Origin of the sequence: Pseudomonas sp. A-B-19, assembly GCF_019947515.1 — a bacterium.
Lineage (GTDB): Bacteria > Pseudomonadota > Gammaproteobacteria > Pseudomonadales > Pseudomonadaceae > Aquipseudomonas.
Map to the genome: position 1 here is coordinate 51,734 of NZ_JAGYGN010000022.1, position 15,141 is coordinate 66,874.

Annotated in this window: 11 protein-coding genes and 1 tRNA gene; 8 read left to right on the plus strand and 4 right to left on the minus strand. The window is 58.7% G+C overall.

Annotated elements, in window-relative coordinates:
- From dnaG to KGA81_RS21995, 4 genes are all read left to right on the plus strand, one after another.
- Nucleotides 1-1,968 carry a DNA primase gene (dnaG, locus tag KGA81_RS21980; protein WP_008051597.1) on the plus strand — a complete coding sequence of 656 codons (1,968 nt, stop codon included), beginning with the start codon at nt 1-3 and terminating at the stop codon, nt 1,966-1,968.
- Between the two features lie 67 nt (nt 1,969-2,035).
- Complete coding sequence (gene rpoD, locus KGA81_RS21985; RefSeq protein ID WP_223548403.1) at nt 2,036-3,883, plus strand: RNA polymerase sigma factor RpoD; 1,848 nt, start codon at nt 2,036-2,038, stop codon at nt 3,881-3,883.
- Between the two features lie 125 nt (nt 3,884-4,008).
- Nucleotides 4,009-7,755 (plus strand): bifunctional diguanylate cyclase/phosphodiesterase, encoded by a 3,747-nt coding sequence (locus KGA81_RS21990; RefSeq protein ID WP_223548406.1) that lies wholly within the window; start codon nt 4,009-4,011, stop codon nt 7,753-7,755.
- A gap of 15 nt (nt 7,756-7,770) precedes the next feature.
- Nucleotides 7,771-7,847: transfer RNA gene (locus KGA81_RS21995), tRNA-Ile, on the plus strand.
- 159 nt (nt 7,848-8,006) lie between these two features.
- Here the strand turns inward: KGA81_RS21995 and KGA81_RS22000 are convergent.
- Genes KGA81_RS22000 through KGA81_RS22010 form a run of 3 tightly spaced genes read right to left on the minus strand, consistent with a single transcriptional unit; the run spans nt 8,007 to nt 10,145 of the window.
- Complete coding sequence (locus tag KGA81_RS22000; protein WP_223548409.1) at nt 8,007-8,678, minus strand: serine/threonine protein phosphatase; 672 nt, start codon at nt 8,676-8,678, stop codon at nt 8,007-8,009.
- Nucleotides 8,675-9,376 carry a hypothetical protein gene (locus KGA81_RS22005; RefSeq protein ID WP_223548411.1) on the minus strand — a complete coding sequence of 234 codons (702 nt, stop codon included), beginning with the start codon at nt 9,374-9,376 and terminating at the stop codon, nt 8,675-8,677. The genes KGA81_RS22000 and KGA81_RS22005 overlap by 4 nt, the downstream gene beginning before the upstream one ends.
- Nucleotide 9,377: 1 nt before the next feature.
- Entirely contained in the window at nt 9,378-10,145 is a 768-nt protein-coding gene (locus KGA81_RS22010; RefSeq protein ID WP_223548413.1) for a MarR family transcriptional regulator, read from the minus strand.
- A 531-nt stretch (nt 10,146-10,676) separates the two neighbouring features.
- Between KGA81_RS22010 and KGA81_RS22015 the strand changes: the two genes are divergently transcribed.
- Nucleotides 10,677-10,976, plus strand: a complete 300-nt coding sequence (locus KGA81_RS22015; protein ID WP_223548416.1) for a DUF3077 domain-containing protein — start codon at nt 10,677-10,679, stop codon at nt 10,974-10,976.
- A gap of 91 nt (nt 10,977-11,067) precedes the next feature.
- On the opposite strand, the gene KGA81_RS22020 is transcribed toward KGA81_RS22015, so the two are convergent.
- Complete coding sequence (locus tag KGA81_RS22020) at nt 11,068-11,748, minus strand: peptidase M41 (RefSeq protein WP_223548419.1); 681 nt, start codon at nt 11,746-11,748, stop codon at nt 11,068-11,070.
- 128 nt (nt 11,749-11,876) lie between these two features.
- On the opposite strand from KGA81_RS22020, the gene KGA81_RS22025 reads away from it, so the two are divergent.
- From KGA81_RS22025 to KGA81_RS22035, 3 genes are all read left to right on the plus strand, one after another.
- A complete protein-coding gene (locus tag KGA81_RS22025) occupies nt 11,877-12,338 on the plus strand; it encodes an Lrp/AsnC family transcriptional regulator (protein WP_007980298.1) in 462 nt (153 codons plus the stop codon).
- Nucleotides 12,339-12,623: 285 nt separating this feature from the next.
- Nucleotides 12,624-14,306 carry a flavin monoamine oxidase family protein gene (locus tag KGA81_RS22030; RefSeq protein ID WP_223548422.1) on the plus strand — a complete coding sequence of 561 codons (1,683 nt, stop codon included), beginning with the start codon at nt 12,624-12,626 and terminating at the stop codon, nt 14,304-14,306.
- 12 nt (nt 14,307-14,318) lie between these two features.
- Nucleotides 14,319-15,113 carry a carbon-nitrogen hydrolase family protein gene (locus KGA81_RS22035; protein ID WP_223548424.1) on the plus strand — a complete coding sequence of 265 codons (795 nt, stop codon included), beginning with the start codon at nt 14,319-14,321 and terminating at the stop codon, nt 15,111-15,113.
- Nucleotides 15,114-15,141 lie beyond the last annotated feature (28 nt).

Below are 15,141 nucleotides of genomic sequence, written 5' to 3' on the forward strand. Positions count from 1 at the left end.
ATGGCCGGGCTAATTCCCCAGAGCTTCATTGACGACCTTCTGAACCGCACCGACATTGTCGATGTGGTCAGCTCGCGCCTGCAATTGAAAAAGGCCGGCAAGAATCACACCGCCTGCTGCCCGTTCCACAAAGAAAAGACTCCGTCATTCAGCGTCAGCCCCGACAAGCAGTTCTATTACTGCTTCGGCTGCGGCGCTGGCGGCAACGCCCTCGGCTTCATCATGGACCACGACAACCTGGATTTCGTCCAGGCTGTCGAAGAACTGGCCAAAGCCGCCGGCATGGAAATCCCCCGCGAAGAAAGCGGCCGGCCGCACAAACCGCGACAGCCAACCGATTCGCCGCTGTATCCGCTACTCAGCGCCGCTGCCGATTTCTATCGCCAGGCCCTGAAAAGCCATCCATCGCGCAAGGCCGCCGTGGAATACCTGAAAGGTCGCGGGCTGACCGGCGAAATCGCCCGGGACTTCGGCCTCGGCTTTGCTCCACCCGGCTGGGATAACCTGTTCAAGCACCTGAGCAGCGATACCCTGCAACAAAAAGCCATGATCGATGCCGGCCTGCTGATCGAAAACGCCGAAAGCGGCAAACGTTACGACCGCTTCCGCGACCGCGTGATGTTTCCGATCCGCGACAGCCGCGGGCGCGTCATCGCCTTCGGCGGCCGGGTGCTGGGCGACGACAAGCCGAAGTACCTGAACTCCCCGGAAACTCCGGTTTTCCATAAAGGCCAGGAACTCTACGGCCTGTACGAAGCGCGCAAGACCAACCGCAACCTCGACGAGATCATCGTCGTCGAGGGCTACATGGACGTCATCGCCCTGGCCCAGCAAGGCCTGCGCAATGCCGTCGCGACCCTGGGCACCGCCACCAGCGAGGAACACCTCAAGCGGCTGTTTCGCGTCGTGCCCAGCGTACTGTTCTGCTTCGATGGCGATCAGGCCGGCCGCAATGCGGCCTGGCGGGCGCTGGAGGCGACACTTTCGAGCCTGCAGGACGGTCGTCGCGCACGTTTTCTGTTCCTGCCCGAAGGCGAAGACCCGGACACCCTGGTCCGCTCCGAAGGCACCGATGCCTTCCGCGCACGGATCAACCAGCACGCGCAGCCCCTGGCCGATTATTTCTTCCAGCAACTGACGGAAGAAGCCGACCCACGCTCGCTCGAGGGCAAGGCCCACATGGCCACCCTCGCCGCGCCGCTGATCGACAAAGTCCCCGGCGCCAACCTGCGCACCTTGATGCGTCAGCGCCTGAGCGAAATCACCGGCCTTAGCGGCGAAGCGGTGAGCCAGCTGGCACAAAGCGCCCCGCAAGAAGCACCGCCTGCCTACGACCCGGGCATCGATTACGACGCAATGCCCGATTACAGCGACTATCATCAGCCGCAGGCACAGGAAATGTATGTGCCGCAGCAAGAATGGACGCCGAAGAAGCCGGGTGCAGGAGGCAAGAAATGGGACAAGAAACCATGGGACAAGAATGGCAAGCGGGGCGGCGACCGTGATCAACCCCGCGCGCCACGGGTGCCCGCCGCCGTAGAGCCGCCGACGCTCGCCGCCTTGCGTACGCTGCTGCATCACCCGCAATTGGCCGAAAAAGTCGAGGATGCCGGGCACTTCGCCGCCGAGGATCACACCAACACACAATTGCTGGTGGCGCTGCTCGAAGCTGTGCAGAAGAATCCCAAGCTAAACTCAATTCAATTGATCGCTCGTTGGCACGGCACAGAACAAGGTCGCTTGCTCAAGGCCCTGGCGGAAAAGGAATGGCTGATTGATGGAGACAACCTTGAACAACAGTTTTTCGACACCATTACTAGCTTGTCGGCACGCCAACGCGAGCGAAACCTGGAACAACTTCTTAGAAAAGCACGTCAAAGCGAATTGACCAGCGAAGAGAAAAATCAACTGCGCGACCTCTTGAGTCGCAATGTTTCCGCATCAAACCCGACCTCAACTGGCGCGTGAGGTCATTGCTCAGGTATAATCCTCGGCTTGTTTTTTGCCCGCCAAGACCTTCAGTGGATAGGGTGTTATGTCCGGAAAAGCGCAACAGCAGTCTCGTATCAAAGAGTTGATCCTATTGGGTCGTGAGCAGGGCTACCTGACTTACGCGGAGGTCAACGACCACCTGCCGGAGGATATTTCAGATCCGGAACAGGTGGAAGACATCATCCGCATGATCAACGACATGGGGATCAACGTATTCGAGGTTGCTCCAGATAAGGATGCCCTTATGCTGGCCGACGCCGATACCGACGAGGCGGCCGCTGAAGAAGCGGCCGCAGCGTTGGCAGCGGTCGAGACCGACATTGGTCGCACCACCGACCCCGTGCGCATGTACATGCGTGAAATGGGTACGGTAGAGCTCCTCACACGTGAAGGCGAAATCGAAATCGCCAAGCGTATTGAAGAAGGCATCCGTGAAGTGATGGGCGCAATCGCGCACTTCCCTGGCACGGTTGACCATATTCTCTCCGAGTACACCCGCGTCACCACCGAAGGTGGCCGCCTGTCCGACGTCCTGAGCGGCTATATCGACCCGGACGACGGCATCGCGCCGCCTGCCGCCGAAGTGCCGCCGCCGATCGACGCGAAAGCCGCCAAGGCCGACGACGATACGGATGACGACGACGCCGAAGCGAGCGACGACGAGGAAGAAGCCGAAAGCGGTCCGGATCCGGTCATCGCCGCACAGCGTTTCGGCGCTGTGGCCGATCAGATGGAAATCACCCGCAAGGCGCTGAAAAAGCACGGCCGCAACAACAAGGCGGCAATTGCCGAGTTGTTGGCCCTGGCCGAGCTGTTCATGCCGATCAAACTGGTGCCGAAGCAATTCGAAGGCCTGGTCGAGCGTGTTCGCAGTGCCCTGGATCGCCTGCGTCAGCAAGAGCGCGCAATCATGCAGCTCTGCGTTCGTGATGCGCGCATGCCGCGTGCAGACTTCCTGCGCCAGTTCCCGGGCAATGAAGTCGACGAAAGCTGGACCGATGCACTGGCCAAAGGCAAAAGCAAATACGCTGAAGCCATTGGTCGCCTGCAACCGGACATCATTCGTTGCCAGCAGAAGCTGACCGCGCTGGAAACCGAAACCGGTTTGACCATCGCCGAAATCAAGGACATCAACCGTCGCATGTCGATCGGTGAGGCCAAGGCCCGCCGCGCGAAGAAAGAGATGGTTGAAGCCAACTTGCGTCTGGTGATCTCGATCGCCAAGAAGTACACCAACCGTGGCCTGCAATTCCTCGATCTGATCCAGGAAGGCAACATTGGCTTGATGAAAGCGGTAGACAAGTTCGAATACCGCCGCGGCTACAAATTCTCGACTTATGCTACCTGGTGGATCCGTCAGGCGATCACTCGCTCGATCGCCGACCAGGCCCGCACCATCCGTATTCCGGTGCACATGATCGAGACGATCAACAAGCTCAACCGCATTTCCCGGCAGATGCTGCAGGAAATGGGTCGCGAACCGACCCCGGAAGAGCTGGGCGAACGCATGGAAATGCCTGAGGACAAGATCCGCAAGGTATTGAAGATCGCAAAAGAGCCGATCTCCATGGAAACCCCGATCGGTGATGACGAAGACTCCCATCTGGGTGACTTCATCGAAGACTCGACCATGCAGTCGCCAATCGATGTTGCAACCGTTGAGAGCCTTAAGGAAGCGACTCGCGAAGTGCTGTCCGGCCTCACTGCCCGTGAAGCCAAGGTACTGCGCATGCGCTTCGGTATCGACATGAATACCGACCACACCCTCGAAGAGGTTGGTAAGCAGTTCGACGTGACCCGTGAGCGGATTCGTCAGATCGAAGCCAAGGCACTGCGCAAGCTGCGCCACCCGACGAGAAGCGAGCATCTGCGCTCCTTCCTCGACGAGTGATACCAGAACCCCCGGCCCAGGCCGGGGGTTTTGTTTTATGGCAGATTAATATCTGCGCACCTCCCCCCTCCGCCCCGTAGCCCGTCTACACTCGAAACAATCCCCCGAGCCATAACGAGACCGTTATGCCCAGACTGCCGACCGTGCTTTTTTTGCTGTCGCTGATGACCTGGACCGCAACGGCTGGCGCGCTGACTCTAACCGACGAAGAACGTAGCTGGCTGGCGGCTCACCCAGACTTGCGCCTGGGTGTCGATGCGTCGTGGCCGCCCTTCGAGTTTCGCGACGATGAGGGTCGCTACCAGGGCCTTGCCGCGGATTACATCGAGCTCATCCGCAAAAGGCTGGCAACCCGGCTCACACCCATCGAGCCGGTGAGCTGGACCGCCGTCCTGGAACAGGCCAAAAAGGGCAAACTGGACCTGCTGCCGGGCATCATGTCGACCCCGGAACGCCAGAAATACTTGTCGTTCACCCGTCCCTATCTGGACTTTCCGATTGTCATCCTGGCCCATGTAGGGGGCCCCCAGCCACACAACCTGAAAGAACTGTACGGCCTGAAAATCGCCGTGGTGGAAAACTACGCCCCCCACGAACTGCTGCGCACCCACCATCCCGACTTGAACCTGGTGGCGATGCGCAACGTCAGCTCGGCGCTACAGGCACTGGCCACCGACGAAGTAGACGCCGTGGTGGGCGATCTGGCTTCCAGCGTCTGGAGCCTGCGCCAACTCAAGCTAGATGGGTTGTATGTCAGCGGTGAAACCCCCTATCGCTATCAACTGGCTATGGCTGTACCTCGCGACAACAAGTTGCTGGTCGGCATTCTCGACAAAGTCCTGGCGGACATGAGCCCCGCTGAAATCAGCGCCATTCAGGAGCATTGGGTTGGCAACGTCCTCGATCATCGAACGTTCTGGAGTGACCTGCTGGTGTATGGCCTGCCCGGATTGCTGCTGCTGACTACCGTGCTGGCGGTGGTTATCCGCATCAACCGTCGCTTGAGCTCGGAAATCGCCCGCAGGGTCGACCTTGAACAGGAACTGCGCAGCAGCGAATACCACTACCGCGGCCTGGTGGAGAGCCTGTCGGCCATCGCCTGGGAAGCAAAGGTCACCGACTTTACCTACAGCTATGTATCCCCCCACGCCGAAGACCTTCTCGGCTATCCCCTGTCCCATTGGCTGATTCCGGGCTTCTGGCGCAATATCATCCATCCCGCCGACCTGACCCGCGCCCAGACATTCTGCGATCACGAAGTGCTGGCCGGGCGTGATCACCGCCTCGACTACCGGGTGATCACCGCCGACGGCCGCTGCCTGTGGGTACGCGATATCGTCAGCCTGATCGAACACGGGCATGAGCCGGTGCTGCGCGGGCTGATGATCGATATCACTGACGCGAAGCGCACCGAAGAAGCGCTGCGCCTGTCGGAACAGAAGTTCGCGTCCGTGTTCCAGCAATGCCCGGACATTCTGGTGATCGCGCGCCTGAGCGACGGTTGCCTGCTGGAAGTCAACGAAGCGTTCGAAGAACAGATCGGCCTCAAGGCCGAGGACGTCGTTGGCCAGACCGCCACCAACCTGAACATCTGGGGGATTCCCGGTGTTGGGCCGGGCCTGTTGCAACGCTTGCAGGCCGGCAGCATCCGCAACCTGGAAATGCCCTTTCGTCGCAGCAACGGCCAGGTGTTTACCGGCCTGATCTCCGCCGAACCGTTCAACCTCGACATGACAGCAGCGCTGGTGGTCGTGGTGCGGGACATCACCCAGCTCAAGGAAACCCAGCAACAGCTGCAAACCTCCGAAGAAAAATTCGCCAAGGCTTTCCATGCCTCCCCCGATGGCTTGCTGCTGTCGCGGCAAAGCGATGGCTTGCTGTTGGAGGTCAACGACGGTTTTAGCCGCATCACCGGGTTCAACAGCGCCATGTCGGTGGATCGTTCCGCGCTGGACCTGGGAATCTGGGTCAACCTCAATGAGCGCAAGCAAATGCTCGACCTGCTGCACCGGGACGGCTTTGTCCGCGACTTCAGTTGCCATATCCGCCGCAGCGACGGGCAGATCCGCCTTTGTGAAGTGTCCAGCCGTCCACTGCCGATTGGCGATGAGGACTGCATGCTGACCATCGCCCGGGACATCACCGAGCGGCACCTGATGCAGGAAAAACTGCAACAGGCCGCCACCGTGTTCGAAAGCACCGCCGAAGGCGTTTTGATCACCGATACCCAGCAGCACATCAGCGCAGTCAACCGTGCGTTTAGCGAAATCACCGGTTACAGCGAAAGCGAAGCGCTGGGCCACACGCCGCGCCTGCTCGCCTCGGGCCTGCATGACAGCGCATTCTACGCAGCCATGTGGCATCAATTGACCGCCGAAGGTCATTGGCAAGGCGAGATATCCAATCGGCGCAAGAATGGCGAGCTGTACCCGAGCTGGCTGACCATCAGCGCCGTGCGCAACCGCGACAAGTTCATCACCCACTTTGTCGCGGTGTTCGCCGACATTTCCAGCCTCAAGCATGCCCAGGCCAAACTCGACTACCAGGCACATCACGACCCGCTGACCGGTCTGCCGAACCGCACGCTGTTCGAAAGCCGCTTGTTGACGGCGCTCAACAACCAGCAGGAAAACGGCGGCCAGGGCGCTGTGCTGTTCCTCGACCTTGACCGCTTCAAGCACATCAACGACAGCCTCGGCCACCCGGTCGGCGACCTGCTGCTCAAGGGCATCGCCGTACGCCTCAAGGAGCAGCTGCGCGATATCGACACCGTAGCGCGCCTGGGTGGTGACGAATTCATCATTCTGTTGCCGGGCCTGCAACAATCCAGCGACGCCGACCACATCGCCACCAAATTGCTCAATTGTTTCGCCGCACCGTTCCAGGCTGGCGAACACGAGTTTTTCATCAGCGCCAGCATCGGCACCAGCCTCTATCCGAAAGATGGTTGCGACGTTGCCACACTGATCAAGAACGCCGACGCCGCGATGTACCGCTCCAAGGCCAAGGGCCGCAACCGTGTCGAAAGCTACACCCGCGACCTCACCGCCCAGGCCAGCGAACGCGTGGCGCTGGAACACGAACTGCGCCGCGCCATCGAACGCAATGAGTTGCACCTGTGCTACCAACCGAAAATCAGCCTCGAAGACTACAGCCTGGTCGGTGCCGAAGCCCTGATCCGTTGGCGCCATCCGACCTTTGGCGACGTGCCGCGAGAACACTTCATCCCGCTGGCTGAAGAAAACGGCATGATCCTGCAAATCGGCGACTGGGTCCTGGAAACCGCCTGCCGGCAGATGGCCGAATGGCACCGGCTGTACGGAAGCCCCGGCCCGCTGTCGGTCAACCTTGCCGGCGCCCAATTGCGCCAACCCAACCTGCTGGGCCGTATCGAGCAGTTGCTCAAGGACAACGGCCTCAACCCCGGCTTCCTGCAACTGGAAATCACCGAAAACTTCATCATGAGCCAGGCCGAAGAAGCCCTGGCGGTGCTGCACCAACTCAAACATCTGGGCGTGCAACTGGCCATCGATGACTTCGGCACCGGTTACTCGTCCCTGAGTTACCTCAAGCGCCTGCCACTGGACATCCTCAAGATCGATCAATCCTTCGTCCGCGGCCTGCCGGACGACCCCCATGATGCGGCGATCGTACGGGCCATCATCGCGCTCGGGCGCAGCATGCCATTCACCGTGATTGCCGAAGGGGTCGAGACCCTGGCGCAACAACAATTCCTCGCCGCCGAGGGCTGCGAGCAAATCCAGGGCTACATCGTCAGCCTGCCCCTGACAGCGGAGGAGTTTGCCGCGACATTTCTTCGTACAACCGTAATGGCTTTTTCAGATGGCACAGCCGCGAAACCGTCGCTATAATCCGCGGCCTACTGAGGGCCTATAGCTCAGTTGGTTAGAGCAGAGGACTCATAATCCTTTGGTCCACGGTTCAAGTCCGTGTGGGCCCACCAAACAAGAAAGCCGCGCATTGCGCGGCTTTTTCGTGTCTAGTCGGCGGGAGCGACTGAAACTCTTCTATTGAAATAACTTCAACCCCATTTCAAGCCCTTCGACCCACTTCATACACAGCTGGCGCGCCATCAATGAAAAAAACGGCCAACTCGCACTGTTTACAGCTTCACATCAATCCAAGTCACGTCATCGTCTACATCGTTGATTTCAATGGCAGGAGCTGCAAGCACGTCACCCTGTCGAGCATCGGTCAGCTCCGCCCAAAAGCCATCCGTTGCGAACACCAGGCGCTCGCCTGCAGCCACTGAACGGAAAACAAAATCTGGATCCGGGGAACGGTCGGCCCGATAGCAACGGGTGATCAGATGGCGGGCCGGATCAAGCGCAAGTTCCCGATGTGATCGGTCACGCCTCCAGTTCGCCTTGCAATGCGGTGGTGTGAACCACTCGATTCCACCCTCCGCGCTGGCAAAGCCACATGAACAGCCCCCCTCATATGCAAGGGTGAGCTGCCCATGAGAAGCAACACCAACCAAGTAGCTTGTTGTACCGGTCTGCTTAGCAAACAGTGGAACGTGTAAATCTGTAAGTACAGACCGTAGCTGCTGCTGGACACCACTATGAATAGTGTCTTCAGCGCCTTGACTAAAACGGGCCTGACAGGCCTCCATCACTGCTTGCACAAATCCATAGGCCAACTGGCCACTACCTGGTTTCGAAGTGCCATCCACGACAACAAACAGCCCCCTCACGCCATCGAATACCGCGCCAGCGCAATCATGATTGGCTTCTCGGGCTCGCCCTTTTACCGATCTGATTTCGTATCTCATACGAGCAGGCTCAGATCCTTCATACGCTGATGGATGAGCATGCCTCGAGCGGGGTTTGCCCGAACCGAGCCTGAGCTTTGAATCGCATAGTCGATGCCATTGAGCCTAAGCAGCTCACCAACTCCCTTGGCGATGAACTGCAGCAATTCAGATTCCGCCCCTCGGACCTCCTCCAACAGCTCCGGACGCCCATCAATCAGGATAACGATGTCCTCGACATCCTTGTGATAAGGATCGCCTTCTCCGCGCCCGCTGAAGGCTTCCAGCTTCGTAGCAAGAAAGTAAGTCGACTTGAAGATCTGTATCTCTAGACCACCGGGTAGCGCGAACTTCACAGCGTGAGCGAGCCCTTCCACGAACCAGCGGTTCGCATAGCCGAGAACAGCCGGATCCGAAGGCATCACATCCACGATGACATCGTTGAAACGAAATCGACAGTTGACCTCGTCTTCCCCTGTGATTTTGAATTTTTTGGCCGCCAGGCGTTCTGTGAGGCGTTGCCAGGCACTAACACCCGCCAACTCGATTACCAAGTCGACATCATCAGTAAACCGGATGTCATCCATGACAGCGGTGTCGGTCACCAGCATTGCCGTCGTGCATCCACCGACAAAGGCAACTTCAGTCAATAATTCTTTGCCCAGACCTTCAGCCACATACTCGATCAGCTCGTAATTATGGTCAGCATTTGAAGCCATCTTATTTCAGCCCCATCCCTGCCTTGAGTATGTTGACCGCTACTGCGCACTCTCTCGGTCCGCCAACGCGGATCGCATCAACGAGCGCCAAGTAATGGTAAAGAGTTCGGTCCTTCTTCACCGCGTCTGGAACGGTTTTGTAGAGCGGCTCAATCGCCTGACCGCGCTCACTCCCGAAAGCATCAGGCCAAACTGGAATGAGCCCACCCGCACTTTTAAGGCTCTTGGACAGCGCCGGCGCTGCAAAGCCGGTGGGGATGCCGCGAACAATTGCACCGAGCTTTACCGGGAAAAAGTATTTGAGGGCATGCTCCGTGATTTTCACGAGCTCTCGGCGGTTCACCTTCGGAAGAGCGGTGTCGTAGTCGTTGGTGAGCAACCCCGCCTCACGACACCGTGCCATTGAGTTCGAAACCTCACTTTTACTCAGGCCAAGAGATGCAGAGAGTGCGCGCAAGGAGTAACTTTCATTCCAGCTCGACACTGGAAGGGACGGAACCGCGTCCGACCACCCCTCCCACCCGTCAGCATCACCCATGGGGGTATCCAGCTCCTGCACGCGATAAACCCCGTCTTCCGGATCAGGATTGTGAGCAGCCAATGCGCGCCCCACCGGATCGCCAGCCACCATTGATAGGTTCACACCAGGTTCCAGCAGCGGTTCAAATAAATCCGCGATTGACTCCGACTCCATTTTTTCAAATAGCTTCTCCTCCTGTGCGTGGAGGCTAGCCATTTTAAAAAGAAGCAAAATATCTTGACTCTTCATGAACTCAAAAATCCCCGCTGTCCACATTCCATAAAACGTGGACACTTGTCGCACAAGAAAAGTTTTACCGTCAAGCCGTTTTACGACCGCCCTGATTATCGTGCTGGTAGTAGATGGAGTCTGTGCGACTGACCCGGGCTTCTACGTCAAACTAAAACGCCGCGTTCATATGCAGCTTTTTTGCCCGATTGTTTAGTTTTGTTTACTTAAGGTGTCGAAATATCAGATGACGCCTTAGGACCTTGTAGGCAAACTCCGAATCTTCTATTTGGGCACATTGCCGCCTTGTTGCGCGTTTCTTCGACGGGATAGTCTCCGGACGTCGCTGACCATTCAGCGATCGGGCTTGGAAACCCGACGAAATTGGACGCAACAGTTTGCCCACCTGAACCTTGAGTTATGGCAGCTGTGCGCGGGACGTCTTCGGGCGTGCCGGTTTCCTAATTTCCCGGTTTTCCAACCTGCGCACAGCTGCCACCCATTCGCTTGGAAACGAATGTGACAGCTCCTTTAAAAATTAGGAGTTTGAACATGAGCACATCCGCACCTTCAGATCTGAAAACCATAGGCTTCACCCCCTTCCTCTATCTCTCGGATCAACCCCTGTTCCACGTCTGCCGCGACGTCCCCATCGCCGACGCCCTGGCCCAAGCCTCCGACCTGCTGTTCCTCGCCAAGTCCCTCACCGTGGACGCCGCCTACGCCCAAGACTCCGACCGCCACGCCTGGGCCGCGCATTACCTGACGACGATGAGCAAAGCGGTGATTGATGATGTGGTGAAGGTGCTGACGCGGCGGTCTGTTCAAACGAGAGCTGAAGCAGATCGATAGAACAACGCGTAATCACGCCGCCTGAAAAGTCCCAAAAAGGGACCGAGCGTTCCCTTTTTGGGACTGATAGCACCAGACTTTTCGCCCTTCGCTACCTCCAGTGCTGAACGACATCGCTGCAGCTGTCAGTCCAAACACGTAACGAAGGTATGGCCTGCACCGCCCGCAGCCGTTCCAGCATCTGCCCCGTCAACACAACCTCATACGTATCCGCCGCCCTTCCCCACTGCTCCACGATGGCCATTCCTTCCACCAGCGCCACAGCCAATTCGGCAATCGTCCCGGCCTGATCCTCGATGATTTGTTGCGTCCGATCCCACACCTGATCTGTCATCGCTTTGAGCTGCGCCGTTATGCGTTCAGACGACGCTGGATCGGTATCGGGATAGGCGATGTTGCGCAGCAGATACTGAAGCTCCCTGATTTTTGCGTAATCCTGTTCCGCCCCCTGCTCGCCTTTGAGGATGGCTGTCGCTTGCCGCTTATCGACGCGTTTGGCGGCTGAAGGTTTTGAAGGCAGTGTCTGCGCCATGGCGCCAGCCAGGAGCACCATCATCCGGGCTTCCAGATGTTCCGTCATGGCTTCCATCGACGAAATTGGGCGCACGAGGGTAATGGAGGCCCCTCCCTGGTGGCGCAAATCCTTGGTCACTGTCAGGGTCACGCCGCCCGTTTCAAATCCCAGGGCCCGGGCCACCACGTAGTGCCCCATTTCGTGATGGGCGATCTGCAATGCACGGTCCCGTACAGCAGCGGGTAGGTTCGTTGTCATGTCCTTGGCCTCTGACCCTCGACTGCATCAATCTTAGTCGATTGCCCACTCTCTTTCGGCCACAAGCGTTGCGTCGAACGAGCCTGTAACATGCTGGACCATTGATTCATACCTCTGGAGCCACGCCGTTGCCCGACACTCGCCCCCCTGTTCTCGACGAAATCGATCGCCAACTGATCGCAGCCCTGCAGATCAACGCCCGCGAGAGCGTGGCCATGCTTGCCCGGCAACTGGGCATCGCCCGTACCACGGTCACCTCGCGTCTGGCGCGGCTGGAAAAGGCCAAAGTGATCACCGGCTACGGTGTGCGCCTCGGTCAGCGGGTGGTGGATGGCGGGTTGCAGGCGTATGTCGGGATCACTGTGCAACCGCGTTCCGGCAAGGAGGTGTTGCGACGTTTGAGCGCAATGGCACAGGTGCAGCAGTTGTGTGCTGTGAGTGGCGAATTTGATTATGTGGCGTGGTTGCGCACCGATTCACCGGAACAGCTGGATCAGTTGCTGGATCAGATTGGCAGTGTGGATGGGGTGGAGAAGACCACGACCTCGATCATCTTGAGCAGCAAGATTGATCGGGGGCAGCCGGTTTGAGTTTTGCCGTGATGTTGGGTATCTGGCAGGCAAGCAAAGACCTGTAGGAGCCGGCTTGCCGGCGAAGGCGTCCGGACCTTCGATACAAAATTCCACGGCCTCTTCGCTGGCAAGCCAGCTCCTACAGTGGTCATTGTGCGTAGTTACATTGTCATAATGACCTAATAAATGGCAAAACGACGACACTTTGCGTCTTATTAACGTGCTCCGTGCTCTCTAGAATGGCTGGCATCTTTTCCTATACTCAGATGCGCATTCCGCGTCGGGTCGCCAGTAAGGTCAGCCATGAACAAGAACAATCGCCATCCTGCAGACGGTAAGAAACCAGTCACCATTTTCGGCCCGGACTTTCCTTTCGCCTTCGACGACTGGATCGAGCACCCGGCCGGGCTGGGCAGCATTCCCGAGCATAGTCACGGTGCCGAAGTGGCGATTGTCGGCGGCGGGATCGCCGGCCTGGTGGCCGCGTACGAGCTGATGAAGCTGGGCCTGAAACCGGTCGTCTACGAAGCTTCGAAAATGGGCGGCCGCCTGCGCTCCCAGGCGTTCAATGGCGCCGAAGGTATCATTGCCGAACTGGGCGGGATGCGCTTCCCGGTGTCGTCCACCGCGTTTTATCACTACGTCGACAAACTGGGTCTGGAAACCAAACCTTTCCCTAACCCGCTGACACCCGCTTCAGGCAGCACGGTGATCGACCTCGAAGGTCAGACCCATTACGCACAGAAGCTGTCGGACCTTCCTGCACTGTTCCAGGAGGTGGCTGATGCCTGGGCCGATGCCCTGGAAGCCGGTTCGCAGTTTGCCGATATCCAGCAAGCCATTCGCGACCGTGACGTGCCACGCCTCAAGGAACTGTGGAACACCCTGGTGCCGCTGTGGGACGACCGCACCTTTTACGATTTCGTCGCCACCTCCAAGGCATTCGCCAAGCTCTCGTTCCATCACCGTGAAGTGTTCGGCCAGGTCGGTTTCGGCACCGGCGGCTGGGACTCGGACTTCCCGAACTCGATGCTGGAAATCTTCCGCGTCGTCATGACCAACTGCGACGATCACCAGCACCTGGTGGTTGGCGGCGTAGAACAGGTGCCCCTGGGCATTTGGCGCCATGTACCGGAGCGTTGCGCGCACTGGCCGGCCGGCACCAGCCTCAGCTCGCTGCACAACGGCGCACCGCGCACTGGCGTGAAGAAAATTGCCCACGCGCCAGGCGGTCGTTTCGCTGTCACCGACAACTGGGGCGACACCCGCGAATACGCCGCAGTGCTGACCACTTGCCAGAGCTGGCTGCTGACCACCCAGATCGAATGCGACGAAACCCTGTTCTCGCAAAAAATGTGGATGGCCCTGGACCGCACCCGCTACATGCAGTCGTCGAAGACTTTCGTGATGGTCGACCGCCCGTTCTGGAAAGACAAAGACCCGGAGACCGGCCGCGACCTGATGAGCATGACCCTCACCGATCGCCTGACCCGCGGAACCTACCTGTTCGACAACGGCGACGACAAACCCGGCGTGATCTGCCTGTCGTACTCGTGGATGAGCGACGCCCTGAAAATGCTGCCGCAGCCGGTTGAAAAACGCGTGAAGCTGGCATTGGATGCGTTGAAGAAGATCTACCCGAAAGTCGACATCGCCGCGCGGATCATCGGCGATCCGATCACCGTGTCCTGGGAAGCCGACCCACATTTTCTCGGTGCATTCAAAGGCGCCCTGCCCGGCCATTACCGCTACAACCAGCGTATGTACGCGCACTTCATGCAGGACGACATGCCTGCCGAGCAGCGCGGGATTTTCATCGCCGGCGACGATGTTTCGTGGACGCCGGCCTGGGTCGAAGGCGCGGTGCAGACGTCGCTCAATGCGGTGTGGGGCATCATGAAACACTTCGGTGGTGCAACTCACGCCGAGAATCCGGGTCCAGGAGATGTGTTCAACGAGATCGGACCGATCGCCCTTCCCGAGTAAGAGGAATCCGAAATGCGCGTAGCCCTTTACCAGTGTCCACCGCTGCCCCTGGATGTCGCCGGCAATCTGCAACGCTTGCAGCAACTTGCGCTGGAGGCAAAAGGCGCCGACCTGCTGGTGCTGCCGGAGATGTTCCTGACCGGCTACAACATCGGCGTCGATGCCGTCAGCGTGCTGGCGGAGGTGCATAACGGTGAATCGGCGCAGCAGATCGCGCGCATTGCCAAGGCTGCCGGGATCGCCATTTTGTATGGCTACCCGGAGCGCACCGCCGACGGGCAGATCTACAACGCCGTGCAGTTGATCGACGCTAACGGCGAGCGCATCTGCAACTACCGCAAGACCCATCTGTTCGGCGACCTGGATCACTCGATGTTCAGCGCAGGCCCCGACGATTTTCCCATCGTTGAGCTCAACGGCTGGAAGCTCGGCTTCCTGATCTGCTACGACCTGGAATTTCCGGAAAACGCCCGGCGCCTGGCCCTGGCCGGTGCAGAGCTGATTCTGGTGCCGACTGCCAACATGATTCCGTTCGATTTCGTCGCCGATGTCACCGTGCGCTCCCGCGCCTTCGAAAACCAATGTTATGTGGCTTACGCCAACTACTGCGGCCAGGAAGGCGACATCCACTATTGCGGTCAAAGCAGCATCGCCGCACCGGATGGCAGTCGTATCGCTCAGGCAGGCCTTGATGAAGCATTGATTGTCGGTGAGTTGGATCGTCAGTTGATGGTCGACTCCCGCGCCGCCAATCGCTACTTGATCGATCGCCGCCCTGAGCTTTACGGCGAGCTGAACAAGTCCTGATCCGCTAGCATTGGCACTTCACTGTTCT

What these genes read in the sequence shown, in the direction of transcription:
- dnaG (WP_008051597.1), top strand. Translation starts at nt 1, where the DNA reads ATGGCCGGGCTAATTCCCCAGAGCTTCATTGACGACCTTCTGAACCGC.
- rpoD (WP_223548403.1), top strand. Translation starts at nt 2,036, where the DNA reads ATGTCCGGAAAAGCGCAACAGCAGTCTCGTATCAAAGAGTTGATCCTA.
- KGA81_RS21990 (WP_223548406.1), top strand. Translation starts at nt 4,009, where the DNA reads ATGCCCAGACTGCCGACCGTGCTTTTTTTGCTGTCGCTGATGACCTGG.
- KGA81_RS22000 (WP_223548409.1), bottom strand. Translation starts at nt 8,678, where the DNA reads ATGAGATACGAAATCAGATCGGTAAAAGGGCGAGCCCGAGAAGCCAAT.
- KGA81_RS22005 (WP_223548411.1), bottom strand. Translation starts at nt 9,376, where the DNA reads ATGGCTTCAAATGCTGACCATAATTACGAGCTGATCGAGTATGTGGCT.
- KGA81_RS22010 (WP_223548413.1), bottom strand. Translation starts at nt 10,145, where the DNA reads ATGAAGAGTCAAGATATTTTGCTTCTTTTTAAAATGGCTAGCCTCCAC.
- KGA81_RS22015 (WP_223548416.1), top strand. Translation starts at nt 10,677, where the DNA reads ATGAGCACATCCGCACCTTCAGATCTGAAAACCATAGGCTTCACCCCC.
- KGA81_RS22020 (WP_223548419.1), bottom strand. Translation starts at nt 11,748, where the DNA reads ATGACAACGAACCTACCCGCTGCTGTACGGGACCGTGCATTGCAGATC.
- KGA81_RS22030 (WP_223548422.1), top strand. Translation starts at nt 12,624, where the DNA reads ATGAACAAGAACAATCGCCATCCTGCAGACGGTAAGAAACCAGTCACC.
- KGA81_RS22035 (WP_223548424.1), top strand. Translation starts at nt 14,319, where the DNA reads ATGCGCGTAGCCCTTTACCAGTGTCCACCGCTGCCCCTGGATGTCGCC.